General features: G+C 52.9%; 11 protein-coding genes. 7 read left to right on the top strand and 4 right to left on the bottom strand.

The features are described from left to right. Positions 1–38 precede the first annotated feature (38 nt). The 7 genes from BAQU_RS02670 (at position 39) to BAQU_RS02640 (ending at position 7,660) form a co-directional block, all read left to right on the top strand. Positions 39–719, top strand: a complete 681-nt coding sequence (locus tag BAQU_RS02670; RefSeq protein ID WP_094692506.1) for an amino acid ABC transporter permease — start codon at positions 39–41, stop codon at positions 717–719. Positions 720–748: 29 nt separating this feature from the next. Further along, positions 749–1,603, top strand: coding sequence for an amino acid ABC transporter ATP-binding protein (locus tag BAQU_RS02665; protein WP_094692505.1), 855 nt, complete (start codon positions 749–751; stop codon positions 1,601–1,603). 69 nt (positions 1,604–1,672) lie between these two features. Next, complete coding sequence (locus tag BAQU_RS02660; protein ID WP_094692504.1) at positions 1,673–2,722, top strand: uroporphyrinogen decarboxylase family protein; 1,050 nt, start codon at positions 1,673–1,675, stop codon at positions 2,720–2,722. Positions 2,723–2,986: 264 nt separating this feature from the next. Then, entirely contained in the window at positions 2,987–3,940 is a 954-nt protein-coding gene (locus tag BAQU_RS02655) for a LysR family transcriptional regulator (protein WP_244568414.1), read from the top strand. A gap of 109 nt (positions 3,941–4,049) precedes the next feature. Then, positions 4,050–5,288: a MalY/PatB family protein gene (locus tag BAQU_RS02650; RefSeq protein WP_244568404.1), complete on the top strand. Its 1,239-nt coding sequence runs from the start codon at positions 4,050–4,052 to the stop codon at positions 5,286–5,288. A gap of 267 nt (positions 5,289–5,555) precedes the next feature. After that, positions 5,556–6,218, top strand: a complete 663-nt coding sequence (locus BAQU_RS02645; protein WP_094692502.1) for a winged helix-turn-helix domain-containing protein — start codon at positions 5,556–5,558, stop codon at positions 6,216–6,218. 77 nt (positions 6,219–6,295) lie between these two features. Then, positions 6,296–7,660, top strand: coding sequence for an MFS transporter (locus BAQU_RS02640; protein WP_094692501.1), 1,365 nt, complete (start codon positions 6,296–6,298; stop codon positions 7,658–7,660). 139 nt (positions 7,661–7,799) lie between these two features. Here BAQU_RS02640 and BAQU_RS02635 read toward each other — a convergent pair whose 3' ends face one another. The 4 genes from BAQU_RS02635 to BAQU_RS02620 form a co-directional block, all read right to left on the bottom strand. Further along, complete coding sequence (locus tag BAQU_RS02635; protein ID WP_094692500.1) at positions 7,800–8,804, bottom strand: ribokinase; 1,005 nt, start codon at positions 8,802–8,804, stop codon at positions 7,800–7,802. Positions 8,805–8,854: 50 nt separating this feature from the next. After that, on the bottom strand, positions 8,855–10,294 hold the full coding sequence (uriT, locus tag BAQU_RS02630; RefSeq protein ID WP_094692499.1) for a uridine transporter UriT: 1,440 nt from the start codon (positions 10,292–10,294) through the stop codon (positions 8,855–8,857). After that, positions 10,291–11,241: a uridine-preferring nucleoside hydrolase UriH gene (uriH, locus tag BAQU_RS02625; protein WP_169713251.1), complete on the bottom strand. Its 951-nt coding sequence runs from the start codon at positions 11,239–11,241 to the stop codon at positions 10,291–10,293. The genes uriT and uriH overlap by 4 nt, the downstream gene beginning before the upstream one ends. 266 nt (positions 11,242–11,507) lie before the next feature. Further along, a complete protein-coding gene (locus BAQU_RS02620; RefSeq protein WP_094692497.1) occupies positions 11,508–12,425 on the bottom strand; it encodes an ABC transporter substrate-binding protein in 918 nt (305 codons plus the stop codon). Positions 12,426–12,430: the final 5 nt, after the last annotated feature.

Here is a 12,430-nt window from a genome sequence, read left to right as displayed (position 1 = left end):
GGGCACACCTAACAATATCCGTCTCAAGATTGAGAGCAATGATCATGAATTACATTCCAGACTGGGGCATCGTCTCCAAGGCCATGCCGCTGCTACTCAGCGGTATGAGAACCTCTATCGTTCTCACCCTGCTCGTTGTTTGTATTGGACTTTCTCTGGGAATTCCCGTAGCGCTGGCACGCATGTCTGGCATTTACATCATTCGCTACCTTGCACAGGCATATATTGAGATATTTCGTTGCACCCCGCTGCTTCTGCAGCTGTTCTGGGTCTTTTATGCACTCCCGATGGTTTTCGGGATTAAGCTACCAGGATTCCTCGCGGCTGTGCTCACGATTGGGCTGAACCTCATTGCATACATGGCCGAGGCGTACCGGTCGGGGTTCCAGTCAATTCCCGAAGAACAGATCGAGGCTGCAAATGTCTTGCAACTTTCACGATTCGATCAGGTCATTCATATCATCTTTCCACAGGCTTTTCGCCAGCAGCTCCCCTCCATACTTTCGTTACTGGTGGGCGCATTCAAGGACACCGTGCTTGTGTCGACAATCGGGGTTGCCGACCTTATGTTTCAGGCCAATACAGCTTCACAGCAATATTACCGGCCATTCGAAATATTCACGGTAACCGCGCTCTTCTATTTTATAATCGCTTTCCCTGTAACGCTGGTAGTCAACGCCCTTGAACGTCACATGCTCATGCAACGAGACAATGTCTGAACTCACAAAGTACCAACGAAAGCCATCCCATGAATGAAAACAAAGCATCATCTCCCACTTCACAGTCTCCCCAGACCGATCATCCCCTGAACCAACACGATGCGATTCAGCAGGAAACACTGGTTCGCAACGGTAAAAGACCCATCGTTTCCGTACAGGGACTCAACAAGGCATATGGCAGTCGCATCATCCTCAAATCCGTATCATGCGATTTCTATCGCGGCCAGATTGTCGTTATTGTCGGCCGAAGCGGATCGGGAAAAAGCACCTTGCTGCGTACAATCGCCGGTCTGACCGAACTCGATGATGGAACTATCACCATCGACAATGAATTGGTCTGCGATGGCGATGAATCAACGGACCAGTGGGATGAACAAAGGCGCAAGATTGGAATGATCTTCCAGAGCTATACACTCTGGCCACATCTCAGCGTCTACAAGAATCTCGCACTGGCACCACGCAAGGTATTGAAGCTCTCCGAATCAGATATCCGGGCACAGGCACAACGTTCACTCGAAGCGGTTGGCATGGAGCAATACATTGACAGCATGCCCTCGACGCTATCGGGAGGGCAAAGGCAACGAGTGGCCATCGCACGCGCCCTCATGATGAATCCACAGGTCTTGCTGTGCGACGAAATAACGTCCGCACTCGACCCTCCGGTGGCGGCAGACGTGCTCGCCGTGCTTACCAAACTCAAGGAACGGCAAAACATGGCCATCATTCTCGTTACACATGACATGTCCTTCGCAGCGAGAGCCGCCGATAAGGTCCTGTTCTTCAGCGCGGGTGAAATAACCACATACGGTTCCTTCAACGATGCCCGAAACCACCGGGAGAACAAGGAACTGCAGACATTCATCAACGCAATCACGGTTTCTTGAATGGCACTGCCATTCAGCTGTCAGTCATTCTTATCCAAAGCTGCACATGTACAAAGGAGTTACTTCATTATGACCACTACGAGAAGAGAACAGTTCCATGCCATGCTCGAGGGAGAAACAGATGTTCCTGCATTTCTCACCAGTGCCTGGCAACACTTCATCGGTCACGAATACGGTGCCGAGGAGTTCGCCAAGGCGACCATTGATTTCAATCGTAAATGGAACTGGGACTGGATCAAGATCAATTCGCGGGCCGTCTATTATGCCGAAGCATGGGGATCCATATATGATCACTTCGACTATCCTGAAATTCCTGAGCCGAAACCGATCAAAGCTGCAATTGCCAACCCTGATGATTTGAAAAAGGTGTCAGTTCTTGATGTCAAATCCACCCCGGAATTTGCAGATCATCTCACTGCCGCCAGATTAATTCGCGAGGCATTTCCAGACCGAGCAATTGTACAGACAATCTTCAACCCTTTGTCCGTACTCATGCAGATGGCACTGCTGCCCTTGTACCCCGGCGCCAATAGCACCGGGACACAGCCAACGACCAGCCGTGACGAACTGATTTTTGAACACCCGGAAGCGGCAAAGAAAGCCATAGGCAACATAGCGGAAACGCTTGCTGCATATGCCGCCTCACTCGTGACACCGATTGCGGATGGCGGCTCAGGCCTGGACGGCATTTTCCTGGCATCAACCGGCATGGCAAGTGAAGATTACTTTGATGCGAAGCAATACGAAGCGTTCGCGAAGCCATACGATTCCATGGTCATTGCAGCGGTGAACAGCGCCAATCCTCGGGCAAAGATCATATTCCACACATGCCGGCAGGAGGCCCATCCCGAATGGTTCTCTTCAATCGGGGCTCAGGCGTTGCAATGGGATCAATTCCTTGAAGGCAATCCGGACTTGGATGCTCCATTTGGCATTGTGCCCATTGGTGGTGCAAGCTTCACGGAATTCGCCACCGAGGGTGATACCACAAGAATCGCGAGAGAGCTTGAAGAAACAATTCAGCAACGCAGCGGAAAGCCCTTCCTGCTGGCACCAAGCTGCACCATTCCGACACCAGCATCGGATGATGCACTCCAACTATTGAGAAATTGCAGGTAGACAGCGGCAGAAGCCTCGTTCATTCCCATGCACCACACGTGTCAGTATGACCAGATGGGCTGCAGGAACCGTTGATCATCAGCAGAGAAGTTGATGATCAACGGTTCCTGCAGCCCTTCAACGTTTGGTCATCTCAGAGAGCCGACACATTACTGAATATTCCCACTCTATTGTTGAAGCAATAACCTCGACTTCCCTCTTGAAAACAGAGGCTCATTGGAATTTCTTCACAAGATCGACAACATGTGTGGTCAAACGAAGGAGATGGAATTGGGTGCAACTTTGAATCCTCAGTCATTGGTCACGCTATGGCACATAGAGCAATACAACTCGTTCTCTGCAACGGCGAAAGCACTTGGATGGTCTCAGCCTGCCATCAGCCAGCAGATAAAGAGACTTGAGGCGCAGACCAATGCGACACTTGTCAGACGAACATCGCATGGCGTCGAACTCACGGCAACGGGAGCGATGCTCGCTCGATATGGCGAAGCAATATCTGAGCGTCTTGAGTCGGCATCCCGCGAAGTCGAGGATTACCGGCAACAGCATTACACGCATCTTCATCTTGTGGCTCCTCCTTCGATCTGCTCAACCATTGCCGCACGTTCAGTGGCCAATCTGAGTCTGTTTACCAACATCGAGCTCAGCCTGATTCAGCTGGAACCACCCGAAGCCCTCGATCAAATCTCTCGTGGAAAAGTCGATGCAGCAGTGGTATTCCGATATCGTGCAATTCCCAATTTTCTTGATATCACGGAAGATCTCACCTTCGATTCGTTGGGATTCGACCCGATGCGACTGCTGATTCGCCGCGAGAACCCGATTGCGAAGGACTATCAGCATAATCGGCAGGCGATTGACCTCGCTATGGCAAGACACGAGCATTGGATAGCTGGGTGTGAAACCTGCCGCGCAAACCTGGTGAAATTGGCGGCCCGCTCCGGCTTCAAACCAGATATTCGCCATGAAACCGACGACTATTGGGCAACGCAGAACCTCGTTGAGGTAGGCATGGGCGTGTCACTGGTTCCAGAACTTGACATACACATCAACCTGCAGCCAGATTTACGGGCATGCCCGTTACGAGATGAATTCGCATACCGTGAGATCGGCATCGTGACGAGAAAAGACGATCATCGCCCTGTCATGGAACCAATGATCAAGGAGCTGAAGCGCACAGCTTCGAAATATCTCAACCCGTCAGCTTCACACAGCTGAACAGATAGTGGCAGCCTTCACCATCCGATAAGCAACTTTATGAGCATGATTACCATATCGATGAGCCAAGGCGTTGAGCGAGGAACGGACTTTAGTGACAATGGGTCACATGAGAACAGAGACAATCAAGAATTCCACACTCACCCAACACCCATTGCCGCAATTCGATGCCGATAAAATTGATGCCACGACCATGGAGGAGTTGCAAGGCGTAGGTTCAGATAAGTGGACCAGATACGCAGGTTGCATTGGCGCATTCATCGCTGAGATGGACTATGGCTTGGCTCCTTGCGTGGTCAGCGCAATCAAGGAGGCAGCAGACCATAATCGTCTGGGATACATTCCCGATCCTTGGAAGAAGCGTGTCGCAAACTCCTGTGCAGCATGGCAGCAACGCTACGGCTGGGATGTGAATCCTGCCTGCATCCGACCGGTTCCAGACGTTCTGGAAGCCTTCGAGATTTTCCTTCGTGAGATCGTCGGATCCGGCAATTCCGTCATCGTTCCCACGCCTGCATACATGCCATTCCTCAGCGTTCCTCAGCTCTATAACGTGAAACTGCTTGAGATTCCAATGATTCGCGAGGCATCTACAGTACAGTCCGAAGGCGGATGGTCATTCGACTTCAACGCAATCGAGCAGGCCTTTGCCCATGGCTGCCACGCTTTTGTTCTCTGCAATCCACACAACCCCATCGGCAAGGTGCTCACACTCGACGAGATGCTGAAGCTCTCGGATTTGGCAGCGAAGTATGACGTCCGCATCTTCTCTGATGAGATTCACGCACCATTCGTCTATGGGGAACACAGGCACGTGCCTTTCGCCTCCATCAACCAGCAGACGGCTACGCAGGCTTTCACCTCAACCTCCGCTTCGAAGTCCTTCAACATCCCAGGGACCAAGTGCGCACAGGTCATTCTTACCAACCCAAACGACCTTGCCATGTGGATGCAGCGCGCGCAATGGTCCGAACATCAGACCGCAACCATCGGCGCAATAGCAACAACAGCCGCCTACGAAGGCGGTGCCGCATGGTTCGAAGGGGTTCTTCGCTACGTGCAGCGCAATATTGCACTGGTCAACAAGGAAATGGGCACCAGATTCGCGCATGTGGGATATATCAAGCCTGAAGGTACCTATATCGCATGGCTTGACTTCTCGCCTTTGCATCTCGATGACCCAGCAGATTACTTCCTCAAGAAGGCCAATGTTGCCCTCACTGACGGTCGTGAATGTGGCACCGTTGGCGCAGGCTGCGTTCGCATGAACTTTGCGATGCCTTATCCCTTGCTCGAAGAATGCTTCAACCGCATGTTCAACGCACTCCATGCCGATGGGCTCATCTGAACAAATCAGTCTGGAGATTCCTACCGCTTCTCGTGCTCGGGAAGCGGTTTTTGGTTTATAAGTCAACGGTGTATCCGGTCGTTATCCGCTGCATAGTGCGCATAATGCGTTCGCCTATACCGTTATGCGAGGCGTTTCGTCTCATATGACGGAATAGGCGGGCTTTTAATCTCCACTTGTGATGTGGACTGGTTGTTGTATTGATGCTATGACACTTATACAAAGATTCATTTGCACATATTTCTTTGCATAGGTATATTTGTATATATGGAATCACAACATGATCAGGCAAGCACCTCCACAGAGGCTTCAACCCCTACCCCAGAACAGCTACGGGCGCTCACCCACCCGATTCGTCTACGTCTATTGGGCATATTGAGAATCAATGGGTCGGCCACCGCAACCGATCTTGCCCGCATGACCGAGCTCAACACAGGTTCGACCAGCTACCACTTAAGAATCCTTGCGAAATATGGCTTCATCGAGAGGGATAGCGAGCTTTCTTCTGGTCGAAAGCTGTTTTGGAAGGCCAAGCAGCTCTACACCACAGTTGAAGACCCCTCGCCGGATTCTGATGACATCGAGAACAAGCTCGATGCTGCAGGTGCCTTCATGCAAGTTGCGGCGACGGAAACAACCCGTCAGATATTGCAGGCGGCAAGCGATTGGCGAACGATGGACACGGCATGGCAGAAGGCCACGACCATGAGCGATTATGCCATGATGTTGACGCCACACGAGGCTGATGACATCGCAAAAGAGGTGCAGGGCATTCTTCTCAACGCCATGCAGCAACATCCGCTCATTCATCACGATACGAAGAGGTCACAGGGATCGAAGAAGACAGAAGGGTCAACGACAGATCCACAAAGGAAAGCCGTCGAGATGCAATTCCACCTCTTCCCCATTGCCCAGGGCTTGTTGAGATGAAAGGATTGCCCACTGAAGAGACTCAGCGATCGGGCACAATCGTCTCGTGGAAGCACCCGTATCTCGATCACCATTAAATGGTGCTGGGTGCCTGGCTATGCTCGGATATCGTCTCACTTTTTGGCAGCACCCTGAGCAGCCTCGCCGTGCCATGGATGGTACTGAATCTGACACATAATACCGTTGCAACTGGCATCGTCAGCGCAGTTCAGCTGGGGATGCTCGTCGTGGCCAATCTGCTGTGCGGTCCATTGATCGATGAGCTCGGCCCAACGCGCATATCCATAACATGCGATTGCATCAGCGCCGTATTCATCGCGCTTGTTCCGGTGCTGTGGTTTGCACACTTGTTCTCGATTCCACTGCTGATTGGCGTGGTTGCCGTTGTCGGTGCCATGCGTGGACCTTCCAACAATGCGAAGGACATTCTCTCGCCAAGCATCGCTGCCTTGAGTAAACAGCCCATGGAAAGGATCACCGGTCTTTCAAGCACCACAAGCCATCTGGCTGGCACAATTGGATCGGCGCTCGGAGGGGTGATCGTTGGGCTCGTCGGAGGACCATATGCCTTGGCCCTCACTTCGCTGGCGCTGGTATTTGGCGCATGCATGATTGGCTTCATTGTTCGTCCGGCACTGCTCTGTGACAGCTCGGCCATTGCATCCTTGAATAAGGCTGAGCAGGCAGACGAATCCGGTGGCGAATCTTCTGGCAGTCAAGCGAGCGTTCAGAGTGAACAGGCCCGTTCCATGAATCTTGTCTCGCAGCTGGGATCGCATATCCGTTCCTATGCAAGAAATGTTGGTGAAGGATGGGAAGTATTGCTCACCATTCCCGTGATTCTTGGCTATGCCCTCATTCCAGCGGTCACCAACATGATTGATGTCGCCTGGACCGATGTGCTCACTCCAGCATGGGTGCTCGACCAACATCTTGGCTCAGCCTCGCTGGGACTGTTGTTCGCGTCACTTTCACTTCCAGCGCTTATGGGAAGCACCATTGCGACCATCATCGCGGAGCGGCTGCCCCGCTTCCCCGTTCTGGTCATCGGGTATCTACTCGTCGGTTTCCCCAGATATATCGTGATGGCACTGAATGCACCGATACCGGTGATTATCGCCGTCATTGCCATCGGTGGCTTTGGCTCGGGCTTCCTGAACCCCATCTTCGGAGCGGTTATGTACGAGAGAATCCCGGTCAAGGCGCGCGGCAAGGTCATTTCTCTCACCAGTGCCATAACCTGGGGATTGATGCCGCTAGGGTCACTTATCGGTGGCTTCTCATCTCACCTTCTTGGTCTTCATCTGACGCTCACGATTCTTGGATCCATATATCTCGTGGTGACCCTGTTGCCAATCTTCATTCCAGCCCTGCACCGCATCGAGCGGCCGCAGCGTAGAGCGATCATTGGTGACGGTGACGCCGCTGAAGTCGAGCTTTAAGAACAACGATCTCAAAGATGCGTCATAACAATCAACATCGTTGGAGCCACTCGTTGCAACCACTCATTGCAACCACTGAAAAGGGGCAGTCACCGAATGGGTGGCTGCCCGTTGACTTGATTCCAAGCAAAGCCTGACATTAATGATTCAGCACAAAATCCGTTATCTGCTGAGTATCGCCATACGATGACTGAGCACCTTTGCCTAGAGTTGAGAATGCCGATACCGCAGAAGCCACCTCACATGCAGAATCCAGCGAGTTGCCGCTTGCCAGGCTGGCAAGCATTGAGCCCATAAAGGAATCGCCTGCACCCGTAGTATCTACCGGCTGCACCGTGAACGCAGGAATATGCAATGCCTGAGAACCATCAAGAATGACCGAACCGGCTGCACCCAAGGTGATGACAACGCGACCAAGTCCCGTTGCACACAGCTGATCGTGAAGATCATCCCAGTCTGATTCAAGGTTCGGCTCATAGGCCAATCCCAGCCATTGTGCCGTCTCGTGCTCATTCATGACGGCAATATCGGCGATGTCCGCCAAACAATGTTTCAACGAAGGGTTGAGATCTTCGGGCATCGGCGAAATATTCAACACGACCCTTGTATGCGCGGCATGGGCAATGCGCGAGGACTCAGCGACAACCTGCAACGGTGCCTCCAGACACAGCCCCAGAATGTCGGAGCGTTCGATGACTTCACTGTGTCTGTGCACGAAACCGCCATCAACCTTGCCGTTGGCGCCGGAAGATACCACGATGAAGTTCTCACCATGAGGGTCGACCACGATGATTGTAGAACCTGAAGGACCCTCGACATGTTCGATGCTGCCGATTCCCACACCGGCATCGTCGAGTTCATGCAGCAGAAACTCTGCACTGGCATCCGATCCCACAGCTCCAATCAGATCGGTATGCAGTTGCAATCTGGCACAACTTGCTGCCTGATTTGCAGACTTCCCACCGGCATGAACTGCCATGGGGCCGCCGATTATGGTTTCTCCAGGCTGTGGCATGGTCTCAACCTCAACCACATTGTCTGCATTCATCGAACCCACGATGGATACGCGAGACTCAGATGACGATGAGGCAATGCGATCCAACTCATCAGTGATCTCATCCTTATTCAACTTCAGTTCTTTCACGCATCCATCCCTTCTCAACTTCTGCGCCTATCTGCAATCCTTTGCCTGCATCAGTCTGCGAGCTGGCGAGCTTCCTGTTCTGTCTTTTCAACCGAGGGGATGAAGAAGGAGCAGACAAGAGCCAGAACGACCAGAACAAGACCAGTTCCAACACTGAACACATAGGACATGGTGCCTGACCCACCACCGACCTGAGTCATCACTGCATAGAGAATTGCAAAGCTCAACCCAGCGCCAAGGTTGAAGGCTCCTGCGTTCAATCCCGGCAGATAACCGGTGTTATCGGCGGGAGAAAGCACAATGCCCAAGCCGTTGAGCATGATGTTCACGGTCCCGGCATAGGTGATGCCGACGAAGATCGAAACGCATACCAACGCCCAGACGCTGACGGAACTTGCGGTGAGCATGATGGCTATGACGCCGATTGCCGTTGCAACCAAGCCATAGCGCAAGACCTTATGATAGCCATAGCGACTGGTGAGCCATCCTGCAACAGGGCCGAACACCAGACCTGCCAGTGCATAAGGAGTAAGCGTGGCGAGAGATGCGACATCGGCGCTCAATCCGGCGCCAAATTTCGCATCTTGAGCGATTGCAGGCACGATGCCGTTCATGATGGCGAAAACACCAGTCATGGTCAGGAGCGTGGTGAGCAGCAGGCCCCAGGTCCTACGCTGTTTGAGATAGAGCGTGGTGACCATTGGCTCTTTCTTGCGTTTCTCAACATTCCAGAAGACAATGAATGCCACCACTGCAATCACGAGCATGATGATCACATAGACCCAGTTGGCAGCGGCAAGCTTCTCGATTTCGTCCACGGCAAGCAACAGAGCACCGATGGCAATGACGAGCAGCACGGCACCGATCCAATCCATTCCGGCCTTGGTGTCGGCCCAGCTTTCGTGCGTGTACAAAGCCGTCATGATGACTGCAATCAATGCGATCGCCGCCATCGTCCAGAATATCGAGCGGAAGCCATAGTGAGCGGCGAGCCAGCCACCAAGCAGAGCATCCACACCAGCGATACCACCATTCACGGAGGTGATGATGGCCATCAGGCGTGCATAGCGCTTGTCATCAGGCACACGGACATGCAGCATGATCAGGCACAGAGGCACGATCGGACCGCAGACCCCCTGCAGGACACGTCCGATCATCAGCATCGGAACGTTGACCGCGACCGCACTGATGATGCACCCTGCGACCGTGGCGACAAGCATGCCGATCAGGACTTTCTTCCTACCTGCCGAGTCTGCCAGGCGGGGAAGGAACAGAGAGAACAATGCAGCTGCCGTGAAGAAGACGGTCTGCGTCAAGGCAACCTGGGATGCTGTCGTGTTGAGCTCGCGTTGCATGGTCACCAATGCAGGCGAGAGCATGGAGGTATTGAGCTGGAATGCGAACACGGCAACCAGCAGGGCGATCATCAGACCGACGATCGATGAAGGTGATTCAGGCTTGTTTGTGGAAAGCTTCGTATTCGTTGTCATTTGTCGATTCCTTCACCGATATGTGCGATCGCGTCGTGAATCAGCCCCCAGAAGCGGTCCACATCGAGCTTCTCTCCAAACTGCGTATGGCAATCGGCAGGAGCCGGAGCACGCAAATCTGCGACTGTCATTCCCAACGTCAGATCGCCTTTGGTCTCGATGTCAATGGGAGCCTTGCGTGTGGTGATGACCTCAGGGTCGAGCAGATATGCCACGGCACATGGGTCATGCACCGGAGGATCCACGAAGCCTTGGTTCTCGGCATACGATTTGCGGAAGAAATCCATCAGATGACTCACAAAGTCTGCCGTTGGGGTTCCTATCGACTCGATGTCACGCTGACGAGCAGGGGTGCACAAAGCCTGATGAGTGAGGTTCAGCCCAATCATCGTCACCGGCCAGGATGCATTGAAGACAACGTGGGCCGCTTCAGGATCGACCTTGATGTTGAATTCGGCGACTGCGCTCCAATTGCCGACATGGATGCCGCCGCCCATCAGTACGACTTCCTTCACGCGTTCGACGATGCGCGGTTCCTTGCGCACTGCCATTGCGATGTTGGTCAACGGTCCCGTAGGAACCAGAGTGATGGTTTTGGGCTCATTGCCCATGATCGTGTCAATGATGAAGTCAACCGCATGCTTGCCAATGACATCGTGCGATGGCTTCGGCAAATCCACGCCGTCAAGTCCCGTATCACCATGCACGCCGGGCGCGGTTTCCAATTCACGTATGAGCGGCGAGGCACAGCCTGCAGCAACAGGCACACTGTAAGCATGAGCCTGTTCCAGAACAGCGAGCGCGTTATAGGTTACCTTGTGTAATGTCTGATTGCCACCGATGGTTGTTATGCCGAGCAAATCAATGTTGTCGTTACCAAGCGCCAACAGGATAGCGACTGCGTCGTCATGCCCCGGATCACAATCAAGAATGATTTTTCGTCCCACTTCAACTCCTTCATTCCCTATACCTATACAAATCAAGGGTTTGTGCCGTTGAAACCCACCTTGCCCGGTGCTTGGCCTTGTCTTGTGCAATTGCGCACCATGGCCGTTCCTCGCCCAACAACATCGTAAATCCACCGTGCTTCGACACTCTGTCATAGCCTTGTATCGCCGGATTCCTGGTGATGGCTATTTTCCCTCAAAATTAAATCGTACAACCACCCTGACGAGGAAACGCTCCCGCACACGTGAGATCTGTGCTCAATGTGTCACACAAGCTTGTACGTCTGTAGCCAGTGCTTCGCTATCGCGGAGGCCGATTCCTTGTCGTTGATGCTCTCGCCGTTCATCGTCATCAGATCCTGTGTTGTCAGCTTGCTCTGCACTTCGTTGAGTACGCTGGTGACCTTGTCTGATTCAGCGGATTTCGAGATCAGAGGGATCACGCGCTGCGGAAGAATCATCTGCAGCGGATCCTTGAGTGTCACGAGATTGTTCGTCTTGATGCTCGGCGATGTTGTATTGATATTTGCCATCTGCACCGTTCCATTGAGCAGTGCCTTGATGGTAGTCGCTCCACCGCCATCGTTGATTGGAATCAGGGTGGCATCGACTCCATACTGCTGTTTCAGTCCTGTGATGCCATATGGTCGCGTGGCAAATTCCGGAGCGGCGGCAATCTTGAGTCCATTGATCTTGGAAAGATCGCCGATGCTGGTGACATGATGCTGCTCGCTATAGGATTTCGTCACGTTGAGCGAGTCGGAATCCTCGGCCTTTGCTTGATCCAGCACTGCGAATTTGCTGGGGAGCGCCTTCTTCAGCTCCGAATAGACGTCACTGGCACTGTGCGCCGTGGAATCCTTGTCAAAATACTGCAACAGATTACCGGTGTACTCGGGCACCAGATCTATCGATCCATCCTTGAGTGCGGCAATATATACGTCGCGCGCTCCAATATCTGGCTTCAATGCGGCATGAATGCCATGTGATGCGAGGGCTTGCACATACATGTTGGCAAGTATCTCACTTTCCGCGAAGTTCGCGGAGCCGATCGTGATCGTTGATGCATCGCTCTCCTGTGACGATGAGGAATCAAGTGGATTGGAGGATCCGCAGCCAACCGTCCCCATCATCACCACTCCTGCCAGTACTCCCCCAATGAGTTTTCTTCCAAACGAACTCATATTGC

Origin of the sequence: Bifidobacterium aquikefiri (genome assembly GCF_002259795.1) — a bacterium.
Taxonomy (GTDB): domain Bacteria; phylum Actinomycetota; class Actinomycetes; order Actinomycetales; family Bifidobacteriaceae; genus Bombiscardovia; species Bombiscardovia aquikefiri.
This window is presented reverse-complemented; position numbering and strand designations above follow the sequence as displayed.